This is a genomic window from Parasedimentitalea denitrificans (genome assembly GCF_011813015.1).
In the GTDB taxonomy this organism is placed as follows: Bacteria; Pseudomonadota; Alphaproteobacteria; order Rhodobacterales; family Rhodobacteraceae; genus Parasedimentitalea; species Parasedimentitalea denitrificans.
The window spans coordinates 463,157-480,018 of record NZ_QHLQ01000001.1 but is presented as its reverse complement, the minus strand read 5'-3'; the positions used below and the strand labels follow the sequence as shown (position 1 = coordinate 480,018).

Here is a 16,862-nt window from a genome sequence, read left to right as displayed (position 1 = left end):
TTCGTGCCATTGTGAAAAGGATCTTCAATTCAGATGCTCTAGGGAGGAGTAAGAAGATGAAGCATAAAGTTACTGGAATTCTGGCGTCTCTCGCCATGACGGCCTCGGTTATTTCCGTTTCTTCGGCACAGGCCGAAGGCGGACTGCGCTGTGAACCGGGAGAGACATATATCATGAACGTGATGGTCTCGGGTCACCCATATTGGGTTCCGGTCTATCAGGGGTTCAAACAGGCGGCCGAGGCCTTTGGCTGCGAGACTGTGTTCTCAGGTACTCCGGATTACGACATCACCAAACAAATCGCCTCGTTTGAGCAGGATATGGTCAAACAGCCGGCTGGCATTTTGGTTCACCCAATGCAGTCGGACCCGTTTATCGAACCGATTGACCGCGCAATCGACAATGGTACCGAAGTGGCAACATTTGCTGCGGATTCACCCAAGTCAAAGCGGACAGCCTATATCACGTCGGACAACCTGGCCGAGGCCAAGTTCGCCGCTGAAGAGATCGTAAGCCAGATTGGCGACAGTGCTGAATTTGCGGTTTTGGAAAATCCGGGTCAGTCGAACCACGATCTGCGCGTTACTGCGCTGCTGTCCTATATGGAAAAGCACTATCCAAACATGAAGCTGGTCGGTCGTCAGGCCACCAATCAGGATAGCACCGCTGCCTACCGCGCCACCGCATCTATCTTGCAAGCCAACCCAAATCTGGGCGCTTTGTGGATCCCCGAGGCAGGCTCGGCTGAAGGTGCGGTTGCCGCTATTCTGGAAGCCAAGGCAGATGTGTTGGTGATGCATGCGGATATTACGCCAACCACGCTGGAGCATATCAAGGCGGGCAACATCCATATGGCGTTGAACCCGAACCAAGCCATGCAGGGGTTCATGGGTTTCATGTCCACTTTCCTGGCAGCGCATTCCGAAGTCTTTGATCCGTTCAATGACTATAAAGTTTCGGGTTACAACCCGATGCAGATCCCCTTTGTTGACAACGGCTTCTCCGTCATCACCAAAGCAAATGCAGACAGCTTTGACCTGAATGTCTACATGGACGGTCGCGATCCTAGCTGATTGCCACTCTGACCATCCTTGGCGGGCCGCTTGCCCAAATATGCTGCGGCCTGCCAATTTCTGCAACCCAACCAGACTGAACCCCGACCATGCCAGATGACGTGATCCTCAGAATTTCAAATGTCAGCAAATCCTTCGGCGCCATTCGCGCGCTTAGGGGTGTTGATTTTGAACTGCGTCGTGGTGAGATCCATGCATTGGCCGGTGAAAATGGGGCAGGGAAGTCCACCCTGATGAATGTCATCGACGGCATTCTAAAACCGGACAGCGGAGAGATTGTCTGGGATGGGAAACCTGTCCGGATCAGTTCTCCGACCAAGGCGCAGAAGCTGGGCATCGGATTTGTGCATCAAGAGATTGCGCTATGCCCGGATGTGTCTGTGGCCGAAAACATATACATGTCGACCACCAATATTAGTCGGTCGTTCCTGATGGATTACAAAGGTCTGGAAGCCAAGGCACGCAATGTGTTCCGGCAGTTGAGCGACATTGATCCATCTGTTCTGGTGCGAGACCTGTCGATTTCGAACCAGCAGTTGGTTGAGATCGCCAAGGCGCTGACGCTGGATTGTAAGGTTTTGATCCTTGATGAGCCCACTGCGGCGCTGACCGAGAAAGAGGCGCAGGTGCTGTTTGGTATCATGCGGCGGCTGGCCGACAGTGGCATAGCTATCATCTACATCTCGCACCGTATGGTCGAGATTTTTGACAACTGTGATCGGGTAACGGTGTTCCGCGATGGTCAGTACATCACCACGTGCAATGTCGATGAAATTGAACCCGCCGATGTGGTGAACGCCATGGTTGGCCGGGTGATCGAGAACCTGTACCCGGACAAGCAGGCGCTGGCAGATAAATCAGAAGACATAATCCTCGATGTGCAGGGGCTGACGGATAACAAACGATTCAGCGATGTCTCGTTCCAGCTGAAAAAGGGTGAGATCCTCGGCATTGCCGGGTTGATCGGCTCTGGGCGCAGCGAGATCGTCAAAGGCATTTGCCGGTTGGACGGGGATGTTTCCGGAGACGTTAGCCTGAATGGCGAGCCGCTTGATCTGAAACATTATCAAGACAGTATTGCCGCTGGGATGGTCTATCTGTCCGAAGATCGCAAAGGCGATGGTATCTTTCTGGATATGCCGATCTCTAACAATGTGTCCGCCCTGAAACTGGAACAGGTGGCCAGTCCGTTGGGGCTGATCAATCGCGAGTTAGAGGACGGGCAAGCCGAAAGACTGGGCAACAAGCTGAACCTGAAATGCGGTCAGCTGTCAGACTCAGTTTCGTCGCTGTCGGGTGGCAATCAGCAAAAGGTCGCAATTGCCAAGATGCTGTCGGTGAACCCCAAACTCATCTTTTTGGATGAACCCACGCGCGGCGTTGACGTCGGCGCCAAGGCTGAAATCCACCGCATCCTGCGCGATCTGGCCCGTAGTGGCGTGGGCATCGTGGTGATCTCGTCTGAACTGCCTGAACTGATCGGGGTTAGCGACCGGGTATTGGTGGTCCGCGAGGGACGCATCGGCGGGGTGGTCGAGGGCGACATGATTACCGAAGAAAACATTATGCATCTGGCTTCGGGCCTGGATGCCCAAGAACTGATGGCCTGAGGGAGAGCAAGGTGGACAACTCGATGGAAATAGCAGCTCCGGCACCCGCAGAGCCAACGACCAGTACGTTGCACAAACTGCTGCGGATGCGCGAAACCGGGTTGATTGCGATCATTCTGGTGATGTTTGTGATTATGTCCTTTGCATCGCCCTATTTCCTGACCTGGGTGAATATGCGGGCCATGGTTATGGCCTTTGCGGTCGAGGGCATTGTGGTGGTTGGTATGACCATCTTGCTGATTTCGGGTGGGATCGATCTGTCAGTTGGATCTGTCACAGCGCTGTCGATGGTGATCGCCGGTTGGCTGTTCTTGCAGGGGATTGACCCCTGGGTGGCCTCGGCCATCGCGATAGCCGCCTGTACAGCCATTGGGGCCTTTATGGGGTTCTTTGTCACCCGGGTTGGGCTGCATCACTTCATTGTATCGTTAGCGATCATGGTGATCGCACGGGGGGCCTGTTTGCTGGGCACTGGCGGACGACCGCTGGGGCTGTACACGCTGCCGCCAGAATTCAAATTCATTGGTCAGGGCACAATCGGACCAATCCCGCTGGTGATTATCATCTTCCTGGTGGTGGTTCTGGTGTTTGATTTCATGCTGCGCCGCACCACTGTATTTCGCAAAGTTTTCTATACCGGCAGCAATGAAAAGGCGGCAGCCTATTCAGGTATCCGCACCAAAAAGGTGATCTTTCTGACCACCACCCTGTGTTCGGCATTAGCTGGGTTTGCGGGCATCATTTACATGGCGCGGTTTGGGTCAGCGCAGCCCACCTTTGGGTTGGGGATGGAACTGAACGTGATCGCTGCAGCGGTAATTGGCGGCGCCAGCCTGACCGGCGGCTCCGGCACCATCTTTGGCGCCATCCTCGGCGTGGTGCTGCTCTCGGTGGTGTCCAGCTCGCTCGCACTGTTGGATGTGTCGGTCTACTGGCAGGACATCATTCGCGGTTCAATCTTATTAGCGGCGGTGTCGGTTGACCACTACCTGCACAAGAAACGCGGATAGGGGAGGGCAGAGGCATGTCAGAACGTATCCCAGATTTCGAACTCTCGCGGCAGATCCACACTGTATTGGTGTTGCATTTCGTAGAAGGCCTAAAGCAGTCAGAGATTGCAAAACGGCTGAACTTGTCAACGTCCAAGGTGAACCGGTTGATTGCGCAGGGGCGCAAGCAGGGCATGGTCAAGATCGATGTCACAAGCCCGTTTCAGCGGTTGGCAGATCTGGAAAACCGCTTGGTTGGGGCAACTGCGCTTAATGGCGCGATGGTGACACCAACAGTGTCGGGCAATCCGAACACCACGCTTCAGCAAGTTGGTCGGGCGGCTGCAAACATGCTGCTTGAAACCATCCGTGATGGGGATGTTATTGCGATCACCGGCGGCAAGGCGGTGAGTGCTGTGGTTGAAAACCTGTCACCTGAGAACAAGATAGACGTGACTGTCGTGCCGCTGACCGGCGGGGTGCAGGGTAAATTTTATACGGATGTGAACCATCTCGCGACGCAGATGGCCGAACGGCTGGGCGGTACGCCGATGCTGATCCACGCGCCGCTGTTTGCCGAAAGCCGCAATCAGCGCGACATGCTGAAAAGCATGGCCTCGACCAAAGAGGTGTTCGACCTGGCGCGCCGCGCCAATGTGGCGCTGGTTGGGGTTGGGTCGGTCGAACCACGCGGGTCCAGTTACTACGATCTGAACCCAGTACCCGAGGCAGACCGCAAGATGCTGGTCGGCATGGGCGTCGCGGCTGAATTCATGGCGCATCTGATCGGCGAAAACGGGCGTCTTGCTGAGTATGAGCTGAACTCGCGTCTGGTGGCACTGGACCCGAGCGAGCTGGAAGCCTGCCGCACCGTGATCGGCATTGCCGCCGGGGAACAGAAAACACGGCCCATACGGGCAGTCCTGAACGGAAATTTCCTGGATTCACTGGTCCTGGACGAAGAGACCGTCAACGCGGTGCTAGAGACTATGGAAAGGTCAAAACATGTCGCATGAAATGCTAACACGCCCAATTGGGGCATCCGGGATCGAAGCCTCGGTGATTGGTCTGGGCACATGGGCCATTGGCGGCTGGATGTGGGGCGGCACTGACGAAGCGCAGTCGATTGAGGCTATTCAAACGGCCGTAGATGAAGGTGTCACCCTGATCGACACTGCGCCTGCTTATGGTCAGGGACTGGCCGAAGAGATCGTCGGCAAGGCCTTGGTTGGGCGTCGAGACAAGGTCGTTTTGGCGACTAAATGTGGGCTGGTCTGGCATAGTCAAAAGGGCAACCATTTCTTTGACTATGACGGTCAACCAGTGCACCGCTATCTGGGCAAGGATGCGATTATCTATGAAGTCGAGCAAAGCCTTACACGGCTGAAAACCGATTATATCGATCACTACATCACCCACTGGCAGGACCCGACCACGCCCATCGCCGAAACGATGGAGGCGCTGGAAACGCTAAAGCAACAGGGCAAAATCCGCTCGATTGGGGCCAGCAACACCAGTGCTGATGATGTTGCTGCCTATGTGGCGGCGGGACAGCTGGATGCCATCCAAGAAGAATACAGCATGGTCAAACGCGACATCGAAACCTCGCTGTTGCCGCTTTGTGCGGAACACGGTGTTTCGGCGCTAAGCTACTCGTCTCTGGCACTGGGGCTGCTAAGTGGCAAGGTTGGGCCAGACAGGGAATTCTCGGGCGATGATCAGCGCAAGGACAACCCGCGATTTTCAATGGCAAACCGGCAAAAGATTGCGGCACTGATGGTGGAAATCGCACCTGTTGCCGATGCCCATAACGCAACCTTGGCGCAGACGGTGATTGCCTGGACTGTCCAGCAACCTGGTATCACCTTTTCGCTCTGCGGTGCCCGCAACGCGGACCAAGCCCGCGAGAATGCCGCCGCTGGTCGCATCAGACTTTCACAACAGGACATCGAGCTTATTACTACCGCCGCCGGGATACATTTGACCAACCTCGACGGCTAACCAGAACTAAAAATCGACAACAAGAAGGCGTCAGAGGACAACTCTGGCGAACGGAGAAGTTATGTCTGCGCAACGACACAACAGCTTTCAGCGCATCCGCGATAACGGTGCCTTTGACGTCATCGTCATTGGCGGCGGTATCAATGGGCTGGGCGTCTACCGCGAGCTGGCCCTACAAGGGCTGCGGGTGCTGCTGGTCGAGCGCAACGATTTCTGTTCAGGCTGTAGCGCGGCCCCGTCGCGAATGATCCACGGCGGGCTGCGGTATCTGGAAAATGGTGAATTTGATCTGGTACGCGAGTCGCTGGCGGAACGGGACGCACTGTTGCGCAACGCGCCGCATATGGTGCGGCCGCTGCCAACCACGATCCCGATCACTTCGTTGTTTTCTGGGTTGTTTAATGCGGCGACCAGCTTTTTTGGCGGCTCGGGCAAACCCTCGAACCGTGGCGCATTGCCGATCAAGGCCGGTTTGACCCTATATGATTTGGTGACCCGAAAACGCCGGATCTTGCCCAAACATAAGTTTCGCAGCGCTAAATCAACCTGGAGGCAGTGGCCAAACCTGACACGCAAGCTGTTGTTCTCGGCGACCTATTACGACGCCTGGATTTCACATCCCGAGCGGCTAGGAGTGGAGTTGATCACAGACACCGAAACTCTAGCTCCAGAGTCAGTTGCGATAAACTACGCTGAAATGAATTCGCAGGATGGCGAATTTTTGGTAACCGATCGCGAAACAGATGAACAATTCCCGGTGACAACGCGGGCGGTGGTGAATGCCTCGGGTGCGTGGCTGGACGAGGTGATTGCGCAGCTATCCCCAGAGGAAGCCAAACCAACACCGCTGGTGTCCGGCACTAAGGGGTCGCATCTGATCTTGGACAACCCGGCGCTGCTAAAGGCGCTGGATGGCCACATGATGTATTTCGAAAATACCGATGGCCGAGTTTGTATTGTGTTCCCCTATCTGGGCAAGGTGCTGGCCGGCTCAACTGATATCCGGGTGACTGCTGCATCACGGACCCGCTGCGAGCCCGAGGAAATGGACTATATCCTGACGTCACTGCGTTTGGTCTTTCCTAATTTGCCGGTAAGCGAGGACGAGGTTGTGTTTAGCTACAGTGGTATTCGACCACTACCGTCGAGTGATCATGATTTCACCGGTCGCATTTCGCGCGGGCACTTTACCCAAAAGATCGAAGGCACTGTGCCGCAGTTCTGTATGGTGGGGGGCAAGTGGACGACCTTTCGCGCCTTTGCGCAACAGACAACGGACGAGGTGCTGGCTGAGTTGGGTAAGCCTCGCAAGCGGGATACAATTGACCTGTCCATCGGCGGTGGGGCTGATTACCCGGCAGGCGATGGCGCGATGGTGCGGGCGCTGATGCATGAGTTTTCGCTGACGGCAGACCGGGCCGAGCATCTGGTGCAGGCTTATGGAACCCGATCACGTGAGCTTATGCGGGTTAGCGTTGCCGGTGGGGATGATCAGACGCTGGCGCCGGATTGCCCCTATACAGCCGCAGAAATCAGGTTTCTGGTACAACGGGAACATGTTGTGCACCTGTCTGACATCGTGCTTCGGCGCACCGATCTGGCCATTACGGGCCGGTTAAGCCTGCCACTGATTGATGTCATCGCTGACCTGATGGCGCAGGAACTGGACTGGAGCCAAGATCAGTTTGTGGCCGAACGGACATCATTGTTGAATGAGTTGGAAAAATTCCACGGTGTCTTGCTGTCAGAGCAAGAGCCGAATGCAAAATCAAGGAGAATGGAATGCGTGTAAGCACCAAAGCCCGCATGAATCGGATGTTCACCAATGGTGGCTGTCTGGATGTCGCGATTGATCACGGGGTCTGTAATGAACCCAGCTTTATGGTCGGGCTAGAAGACATGGGCGGTGTTGTGAACACCCTGATCGACGCTCGCCCTGATGCAATTCAGATGGCCTATGGTCAGGCTGATTTGCTGCAAGCCCGGCCCGAGAAAGATAAACCGGCGCTGGTGATGCGGATCGACATGGGCAATCCCTATAACGACCAACGCCATCGGGTGATGTGGTCGCTGCTGCAAAACGCGGAAGAGCCGATTATCGGCGCGTTGGAAATGGATGCGGCTGCGGTGGTGGTCAACCTGTTCATGCTGCCGGACGAGCCCGAGCTGTTCCGCCAATGTGTCGAGAACATCTCAAAGGTGCGGGCTGCCTGTGAAAAATACGGCATGCCGTTGATGATCGAGCCACTGGTGATGCTGCCCAATGACATTCGTGGTGGCTATCAGGTGGATGGCAACGCCGACAAGATTGTCACGCTGACCCGGCTGGCCAGTGAAATGGGTGCGGACATCATTAAGGCGGATCCAACCGAACACGCAGAGGATTTCCATCGCGTGGTCGAGGCTGCCCGGGTGCCGGTCCTGGTACGGGGCGGCGGCAAGGAAAACCTGAAGACTGTGCTGATGAAATCAGCGGCACTGATGGGGCAGGGCGCCAAGGGCATGGTCTATGGTCGCAATATCTATCAGCATGACAACCCAAAGGCCGTGGTCGCGGCATTGATGGCGATGATCCACAATGGCGCCAGCGGCGAAGAAGCATGGGATATTTACAATCGTGAGTGATCAACAGACATATCTGCTGGGGCTGGATGCGGGCAACACTGTGATCAAGGCAGTGTTGTTTGATCTGCAGGGACGTCAGGTGGCGATGCATGCGTTGGATGGGCAATCCTCGACGCCGCAGCCGGGATATGTCGAGCGTGACCTGAACGAGTTGTGGGCCAATGCCAAAACAGCAATCCGTAACTGTATTGATGCGGCTGGTATCGCACCAAGCCAGATTGCGGCGGTTGGCTGTGCCGGTCATGGCAACGGGCTGTATCTGGTGGATCGCGATGGTGAGCCGCTGATTGGCATTCAGTCACTGGATACCCGTGCGGCGGATCTGGCGGCGGAACTGGCCGAGGCACACGGTGACGCAATGCATGAGATTTGCCTGCAAAAACCCTGGCCTTCGCAAACGCCTGTGTTGCTGGCATGGATCAAACGGCACCGCCCAGAAATCTATGCGCAGGTTGGATCTGTGATGTTGTGCAAGGACTTCATCAACTTCAAACTGACAGGTCTTCGCACAAGCGACATTTCGGACATGTCAGGTTGTGGGCTGCTGCGGATGCCAGATTGCATTTATGATGATGAGTTGCTGGCGCTCTATGGGCTTGAGGACGCCCGGGGTATGTTACCTTGGTTGTTTGATCCCGCGGATGTTGCGGGCACAATTAGCGCCCAATCTGCCGAGGCCACAGGATTGGCCGATGGTACACCTGTGGTGGGTGGGTATTTTGACGTAGTCTCTAGTGCGATGGGATCCGGCGTGGTTGAGGCAGGACAGGCCTCGATCATCTGTGGCACCTGGAGCATCAATCAGGTGTTTTCATCCACACCTGTGGTTGATCCGGGCGTGTTCATGGTTGCCGGTTTTGGCCGTGCCCGATTTGTGAATATTGAGGCCAGCGCCACCTCGGCAGCCAATTTGGAGTGGTACGTCCGAGAGTTCATAGAACGCGGCGAACACCATGACGACCCGTTTGGATACTGCAACGGAAGGGTGGCAGAGGTCACACCTGCGGCAGACGATCCGTATTTCCACCCTTTCCTATATGGATCGGGGCAGGGGGCAGAATATCGCGCTGGTTTCTATGGCATTGCCGGTTGGCATGGCGAAAGTCACATGCTGCGCGCACTGTATGAGGGCGTGATGTTCGAGCATCGCCGCCATATTGAAGTGCTGCGCAGTGCTGGCGTTGAATTCAACTCGGCGGTGCTGTCCGGCGGTGGGTCCCGCAGTCCGGTCTGGCCACAGATGTTTGCCGACGGGCTGGGTGTGCCTGTGACCGTTGCCGAAGCACAAGAGACCGGTGCCCTAGGGGCTGCCATCGGCGCGGGTTTGGGGGCTGGGCTGTTTGCTGACTACGAGGCCGGCATCGCGGCAATGACCCGTAGTCGTGCCTCGTTCACGCCGGATACCGAGATGCAGTCCCATTATGACAAACGCTACAGCCGCTATCTGCAGTTGAGCGAAGCCATGAGACCACTGTGGGCCCAGCACTGACACTAACCAGTCCTGATACCAAGTTTTACAAATAAGGAGTACAGCCATGCGCGCTGTTGGATTTTTGAATTCGCTACCAATCGAAGAAGCCGAAAGCCTGTTCGATGTGGAACTACCGGACCCTAAACCAGAGGTGAATGATCTGCTGGTCGAGATTGAGGCTGTCTCGGTCAATCCAGCAGATGCCAAACGGCGCATTCGCACCGCTGTAGACACTCCACACGAGACCCCGTTTATCCTTGGCTATGATGCGGTGGGCATCGTGGTTGAATGCGGAGCTAACGTGACCGGTTTCAAGCCGGGCGACCGGGTGTGGTACGCAGGTGATGCCAATCGACCCGGTTCCTACGCGTCGTTACAATGTGTCGATCACCGCATCGCCGCCCATGCCCCGAAAAATGTATCGCCCGAGGCGGCAGCGTCCTTGCCACTGGTTTCGCTAACCGCGTGGGAAATCCTGTTTGAACGGTTGCAGGTGCCGCAGGGCGAAACTCCGTTTTCACTGCTGATCATTGGCGGTGCTGGCGGTGTTGGATCAATCACCGCGCAGATCGCCCGCAAATTGACCAATGCAACAGTGATCGCCACAGCCTCGCGGCCTGAAACGGCCAAGTGGTGCCGTCAGATGGGCGCCCATCATGTGGTAAACCACCGCGATCTGGTAAAGGATATGAAGCAGGCCGGGCTTCATCAAGCAGACTATATCGTGCAATACGCCGACACCGCCCAGCACTGGGATGCCATGTGCGAGTTGATCGCGCCTCAGGGCCGGATCGGGACCATTGTCGAGACTTCGGAAAAGCTGGATATTTCGGCGCTGCAAGGAAAATCAGCTGCCCTGATGTGGGAGCTGATGTTCACACGCTCGCTGTTTGGGACGCCGGACATGTACAAGCAAGGCCATATCCTGGCGCACATGGCGCGGATGGTTGATGATGGGACTATTGCCACAACTGAGACCAAGGTTCTGCATGGGTTGTCTTCGGACACCTTGAAAGAGGCCCATCAGATCATCGAAGGTGCTGCTATGATCGGCAAACTCGTGATCAAATACTAACCTCAAGACTCGGATCAATGGCTATGGCGCAGGCGCAGCCCCTTGATGGGGAATATGACTATATTATCGTAGGGGCTGGCACTGCTGGCTGCGTGTTGGCCAACCGGCTAAGCGAAGATCCCACCACTCGGGTTCTGTTGCTAGAGGCTGGGGGCAAGGATAACTACCACTGGGTGCATATCCCGGTGGGGTATCTGTACTGCATTGGCAACCCGCGCACCGACTGGATGATGAAAACGGCGCCTGAACCGGGGTTGAACGGTCGCAGCTTGGTTTATCCGCGTGGCAAGGTGCTGGGCGGCTGTTCGTCTGTGAACGGCATGATCTATATGCGCGGTCAGTCCACGGATTATGACCATTGGCGTCAGCTGGGGAATGTTGGCTGGGCCTGGGACGACGTGCTGCCCTATTTCCTTAAGTCCGAGGATCACCACGGCGGCAGCACTGATCTGCACAGGTCTGGTGGGGAATGGAAGGTTTCAAAGCAGCGGCTTGAGTGGGACATTTTGCGGGCGGTGCAAGAGGGGGCTCAGGAATTTGGTGTCATGCCGCGAGAAGATTTCAACGACGGCAGCAACGAGGGCAGCGGCTTTTTTGAGGTCAACCAAAACAATGGCGTGCGCTGGAATACCGCCAAAGGGTTTCTGCGTCCGGCAATGAACCGGCCTAACCTACGTGTGATCACCAAGGCCGAGACTGAGCGGCTGGTGATCGAAAATCGCCGCGTAACTGGCGTTCTTTTCCGCCACAAGGGCAAATTGCAGCAAGCCAACGCCAGTGTTGAGGTGTTGTTGGCCGCTGGTGCAATCAATTCGCCCAAGATATTGGAACTGTCAGGTATCGGAAACCCGGAACTGCTACGGGGGCTGGGGCTGGATGTGGAACATAACTTGCCCGCGGTCGGAGAGAACCTGCAAGACCATCTGCAAATTCGGACCGTGTTCAAGGTGAAGAACGCCAAGACGTTGAACACCATGGCCAACAGTCTGTTTGGCAAGGCGAAGATTGCGATGCAATACGCGCTGAACCAAAGTGGGCCAATGTCGATGGCGCCCAGCCAGTTTGGTATGTTCACCAAATCAGATCCGTCGCTAGAGATGCCGGATCTAGAATACCACGTCCAACCGCTGTCCACCGATAGGTTAGGTGACCCGTTGCATCCGTTTCCGGCAATTACAGTATCTGTGTGTAATCTGCGCCCTGAAAGCGTCGGCGACTGTCATATTAACAGCGCCGAAAGTAGCAAGCAGCCAAATATCCGTCTGAACTACCTGTCAGCAGAAAAAGACCGGCGCATAGCGGTGCAGTCGATCAAGCAAGCGCGTCAAATTATGACGGCCAAGGCGCTAAGCCCTCACATGCCACAAGAGATCCTGCCCGGCCCAGAGACCCAGACAGACGAGGAAATTCTGCAGCAAGCAGGAAATATCGCCACCACCATTTTCCACCCTGTTGGCACCTGCAGAATGGGCAGTGATGAGCAGTCTGTGGTTGACCCGCAGTTGCGCCTGCGTGGGCTTGAAGGGCTACGAGTTGTTGATGCTTCTGTGATGCCTAAAATCGTTTCGGGCAATACGGCGTCACCCGTGGTGATGATCGCCGAAAAAGCCGCTGATATGATCCGAAGGGGTGCGCACTGAACGGATTCAGGAGCGGATCTGTACATCGGTGAGGTCAGGGTGTTCCTGCTCAAGGGGGGCGGGGCGGTTGCTGATTAAGCGCGAATTCGCAACGTGTTCTTGTTGCCATTTTTTTGATGGAAGTTAAATGGCCCGGTTAAATTCGTCTTTATTTTCAGTTTTTTAATACGCGGCGCTGTTCTGCTTTGGGGGGCGCTATGGTCAAAAGGGTTTGCCTGTCTTGACTGTCAGACCTATATGGTTGGGCGTGTTTGCGTCTAATCCGCTGAACTCAAACGAAAAACACTTGGATTTTTGCCGAGGTGTTGACGCAGTTAAGGCGTGTCTGGATGCCTGGCGAAAATGCTCGCCACCTGGTCAATCGTAAAATTATGTTGCTGTTCCAATGGGAAACAGCCGAAGTAGTCGACAAGTCATATTTGAAATTGTAAATTTCACAGACACATTTTGATAGTGGTTTGTACGGAGCAGGCGAAATCATGGGCGTCTTCAATAGGCAGAACCTAAGACTTAGTCTGAGCCAGATTATGTGGTTGCTGTTCTTTGCGATGTTCGTCCCGCTTGTCGTGCTTATCTTGAATGTTGAGCGGGCCACCAGCCGTAGTCTGGAACAGGCGCGGCAGGTGCGGGACGATGATGTTCCAGGCGCGATTTTATACCTTCAGATCCTGGACGAGATCGGAGATCTTCAAGCCAACGTTCTTGATTATTTGTCTGGTGAGAGTGACGAACTTGCGGATTTTGAAGCAAACCTCGAAGAATTTAAGGGGTTTCTTGGGTCGCTGAAACCATTGGAAACACGCCCGGTTGAGCTCTCTCAGCTGACCCAGGTTGAGGCGTTGGTCTATGAATATGAAACCCGAACCCGGGCCGACATTTTTGCCGTTTACTCACCTGATATCGAACGCTCAGCAGCACAACTTGCCGATCGGATTGAAAACACATCGGGGAAGATTCTGCGCGAAGAGCTGCGGGCGATCAGCGAACGGACCTATCAAAAGCTTATCGACCAGAGCAACTCAGGCAATCTGGAACGAAATACACTGACAGCATTCAATCAGTATCGGGAACTCAGCGATATCGCGCCGCAAATGATCAACTCGATTTCAGAGTATGTATTCGGCGAACCCGAAGAAGAGGAGATCTTCTTTGAAAACTCGGTACGCTTTGGCCAGATGCTGCAGTCCGCAATCGTTCAGGAAGCGGACAAGGGCGAACAGCTTGCGTTGCGGCGGATTGGCCAGTTGCACGACACGATCCATAGAGGCGCCGAGGATATTTTTTCCAGCTACTCGTCTGAGGCGAAACTGGATGCACTCAAGGCAGCAGATAATCTGGAACACATCGTTATGTCCCGAACCGAAGGGTTGCTGGACAACGCGACCCAAGAGGAAACAGAGGAGGCGGCCTCGGAATTGAACCAGTTGACAAAATCAATGGTCACATTTCGAAACTGGTTCCGATTTGCTGCGGTGATCATGACACTTGGCTTTGGCGCGTTCTTCTTTTTCATCTCGCGTCAGGTCTCCGGATCGTTCCGCGTTGCAGTTGATGTCGCCAACACGATTGCGTCAGGCCGCGGCGCCGAAGATGCTGCCATTACCGAAGGCCCACGCGAGGTCGTGGAATTGCATTCCGCATTGGCATCGATGTCACAGCGTATTGAGGAACAGCGCGAAGCGGTTCAGTCTGCGAATTTGGCGCAATCCGCGAACCTGGCAAAGTCCCAATTCCTGCGATCGATGTCGCATGAAATTCGAACACCTTTGAATTCTATCCTAGGGTTTGCGGATGTCTTGTTTCGCGACAAATCCCTGTCGATGGAAAACAAGACACATGTGGATCGTATTCGGCGGAGTGGCAGGCATTTGCTGTCTCTTATCAATGATGTACTTGATATGTCAAAAATTGAATCAGGCCATTTGGAACTGGAAAGCACGGCAATTCCAATTGAAGAGCTAACGAGTGATCTTGACTCTATCATGGGCTTCAAGGCCGACGAAAAAGGTCTTGGGTTTGATGTGAAGGTTCAACCTGATGTTCCTGATTTTATTGACGCGGATTATGGTAAGCTGCGGCAGATTTTGATCAACCTGATTGGCAATTCTGTGAAGTTTACACAGAAAGGGCGGGTAACACTGACCGTCAAGACAACGACAAGAGCAAGTGGCCATCAGGAAATCGTATTTGATGTGATCGACACCGGCCCCGGAGTTCCGAAAAAGGACCAAGAGAGGGTATTTCGGATTTTTGAACAGGCCAAAGGGCTCCATCAAACTGAAGGTTCAGGATTGGGGCTGGCGATCAGTAAGGAATCTGCCTTGCTGATGCGGGGTGATCTCACCCTGGTTGAATCGTCCACGGCGGGTAGCCATTTCCGGCTGGTGATCCCACTAGTCGAGCCGGGGAGAGTGCAGCCAAATTCGCTGAAAAGGGCACCCAAGAGACCAGCCATCAACATAGCAAAGGGAGACGATCCCAAGATCCTTATAGTGGATGATGTTAGCAGCAACCGCCAACTGATCGCGGCTTTGCTGACTGAAAAACCATATCAGCTGATAGAAGCGGTTGATGGGGTGGATGCAGTTGAAAAATTCAAAGCTGAAAAACCTGATCTGGTGTTGATGGATATCCGAATGCCCAAGATGGATGGGTTCGATGCGACTATCCAGATCCTGAACTTACCCGAAGGCCGAGATGCGCAGATCGTTGCGGTTACCGCTAATGCATTTGATGAGGACAAAGAGCGAGCATTGTCGGTTGGGATGACTGATTTTATCCGGAAGCCACTGGATGAAACATCATTGTTCGCGGCAATTGACCGAAATCTTGGCGTGGCTGGGGATAACGGTACTAGGTGGTCGGAAATCGATAGAATGCGTCTTTTGACCATTTCCAATGCGTTAGAGACTCTTTCGGTTAGCCAGCTTGAGGAGGCCGTGCAGAAGCTTGTTGATGTTGACCCTTCTATTGTTGCTATGATCAGAAGTAGAGCCGCGGGCTTTGAACACGAACAAATGTTAAAAGAGATTGCTGAGATTCTGGATGCCAACACCTGATCGCCCTAATAGCGTTCTCGCAATAGACGACAATGTCGATAGCCTGGCCCTGCTTGTCCCTATTCTTAGGAACCTGGGTTATGAAACCCGCGCAGGTACAAGTGCCGAGATGGCCATGAAGGCGATCAAGGCTTCGCCACCGGATATTATTTTGCTGGATGTCGTGATGCCCAGAATGAATGGTATTGATTTCTGCAAAAAACTAAAGGCGATGGATGAATACCGGAACATTCCGATCATTTTTTTAAGTGGACGTATCACGCCCGAGGACAAGGTGGCTGCCTTTTCCGCTGGGGCCAGTGATTATATTGAAAAACCGTACAATTCTGAGGAGGTGGCAGCGAGGATCAGGGTGCACCTGGCTTTAGAAAGCCTGCGCAAAGAGCAGGCGCTACAGGCGGAAACACTTGAAAAACTGTTACGTGACCGTCTGGCTGCCGACAAGCATCGGGAAGATCAGACAACCATGCTGGTCCATGACCTGAGATCTCCACTGCAGGGGATTGGCAGCGTTTTGGAAATCGTTGAATCCAGTATTGATGCCGCTTCTGACCCTGACCTGCCCGATATGATCCAAACGGCTATCGAAAACGTAAAACACATTGCTGGCTATACCAACGATATGCTGGAGCTTAGCAGAATTGAGACGGGGCAAATGCCCGTCTATAAACGGTCTGTCGAGGCGCAGAAAATTTTCCGACAGGCTAAGGAAATTCTGAATCATAATCCGATTTTACAATTTGAACCGACGGATCTGGTGGTGGAGGCTGATATGCAACTAACCACCCGGGTTCTGGCCAACCTTTGCTTTAACGCTCTCAAATATGCTGGAAATAGTAAGCAAATAGAAATTCAGGCGCAGGCAGACGGGGACGACCAAGTCTTGTTTACGGTCCGCGATCATGGTCCCGGAATCCCTATCAACGAACACGAAAAAGTTTTTGGGCGTTTCTATCAGCTGAACAAGGTCAGGCAGCAGGACGCATCCTCTACTGGTTTAGGGTTGGCGTTTTGCAAGAAAGCAATTGAGGCGCAGGGTGGAAAGATCATTGCGCAGAACCACCCAGAACAGGGCGCTGTTTTTAGTTTCTGGCTGGGGCGGGCAGGTTGAAACGATACTCTCTCTCTGCCCGGTGTTTCCAGTAAGGGAATAGGCTGAAATTCTGTTTTCTCTTTAGTGCCAATGATAGAGGGTGTTGTTTCCGCATGAAATTAGCCGGAATTGGGATAGCATCTGGCAAGAAATTGACACTGGACTTTCAAAATAATCCAGCCCAACATGCCCGCGATGGGCCCATTAATTGATGGGAATGAACATT

Annotated in this window: 12 protein-coding genes; all 12 read left to right on the top strand. The window is 54.2% G+C overall.

What is annotated here, in order from left to right; translation table 11 throughout:
• Positions 1 to 56 precede the first annotated feature (56 nt).
• The 12 genes from DL239_RS02300 to DL239_RS02245 all read left to right on the top strand — a co-directional run bounded on the left by DL239_RS02300 (position 57) and on the right by DL239_RS02245 (position 16,654).
• Positions 57 to 1,073: a substrate-binding domain-containing protein gene (locus tag DL239_RS02300; RefSeq protein ID WP_167681818.1), complete on the top strand. Its 1,017-nt coding sequence runs from the start codon at positions 57 to 59 to the stop codon at positions 1,071 to 1,073.
• Between the two features lie 89 nt (positions 1,074 to 1,162).
• Positions 1,163 to 2,683 carry a sugar ABC transporter ATP-binding protein gene (locus DL239_RS02295; RefSeq protein ID WP_167681816.1) on the top strand — a complete coding sequence of 507 codons (1,521 nt, stop codon included), beginning with the start codon at positions 1,163 to 1,165 and terminating at the stop codon, positions 2,681 to 2,683.
• A gap of 11 nt (positions 2,684 to 2,694) precedes the next feature.
• Complete coding sequence (locus DL239_RS02290; protein WP_369410526.1) at positions 2,695 to 3,693, top strand: ABC transporter permease; 999 nt, start codon at positions 2,695 to 2,697, stop codon at positions 3,691 to 3,693.
• 14 nt (positions 3,694 to 3,707) lie between these two features.
• Positions 3,708 to 4,688, top strand: coding sequence for a sugar-binding transcriptional regulator (locus DL239_RS02285; protein WP_167681814.1), 981 nt, complete (start codon positions 3,708 to 3,710; stop codon positions 4,686 to 4,688).
• Positions 4,678 to 5,673: an aldo/keto reductase gene (locus tag DL239_RS02280; RefSeq protein WP_167681812.1), complete on the top strand. Its 996-nt coding sequence runs from the start codon at positions 4,678 to 4,680 to the stop codon at positions 5,671 to 5,673. The genes DL239_RS02285 and DL239_RS02280 overlap by 11 nt, the downstream gene beginning before the upstream one ends.
• Before the next feature lie 61 nt (positions 5,674 to 5,734).
• Positions 5,735 to 7,465 carry a glycerol-3-phosphate dehydrogenase/oxidase gene (locus DL239_RS02275; protein ID WP_167681810.1) on the top strand — a complete coding sequence of 577 codons (1,731 nt, stop codon included), beginning with the start codon at positions 5,735 to 5,737 and terminating at the stop codon, positions 7,463 to 7,465.
• On the top strand, positions 7,456 to 8,298 hold the full coding sequence (locus DL239_RS02270; protein WP_167681808.1) for a class I fructose-bisphosphate aldolase: 843 nt from the start codon (positions 7,456 to 7,458) through the stop codon (positions 8,296 to 8,298). The genes DL239_RS02275 and DL239_RS02270 overlap by 10 nt, the downstream gene beginning before the upstream one ends.
• Positions 8,291 to 9,787 (top strand): FGGY-family carbohydrate kinase, encoded by a 1,497-nt coding sequence (locus DL239_RS02265; protein ID WP_369410525.1) that lies wholly within the window; start codon positions 8,291 to 8,293, stop codon positions 9,785 to 9,787. The genes DL239_RS02270 and DL239_RS02265 overlap by 8 nt, the downstream gene beginning before the upstream one ends.
• A 46-nt stretch (positions 9,788 to 9,833) precedes the next feature.
• A complete protein-coding gene (locus DL239_RS02260; RefSeq protein WP_167681804.1) occupies positions 9,834 to 10,844 on the top strand; it encodes a zinc-binding alcohol dehydrogenase family protein in 1,011 nt (336 codons plus the stop codon).
• A gap of 23 nt (positions 10,845 to 10,867) precedes the next feature.
• Complete coding sequence (locus DL239_RS02255; RefSeq protein ID WP_167681972.1) at positions 10,868 to 12,484, top strand: GMC family oxidoreductase; 1,617 nt, start codon at positions 10,868 to 10,870, stop codon at positions 12,482 to 12,484.
• A 479-nt stretch (positions 12,485 to 12,963) separates the two neighbouring features.
• Complete coding sequence (locus DL239_RS02250; protein WP_167681802.1) at positions 12,964 to 15,543, top strand: response regulator; 2,580 nt, start codon at positions 12,964 to 12,966, stop codon at positions 15,541 to 15,543.
• The gene (locus tag DL239_RS02245; protein ID WP_167681800.1) at positions 15,530 to 16,654 is read left to right on the top strand and encodes a hybrid sensor histidine kinase/response regulator; all 1,125 of its coding nucleotides are present in this window, start codon (positions 15,530 to 15,532) and stop codon (positions 16,652 to 16,654) included. Before DL239_RS02250 ends, DL239_RS02245 begins: the two co-directional genes overlap by 14 nt.
• The last annotated feature ends 208 nt before the right edge of the window (positions 16,655 to 16,862 follow it).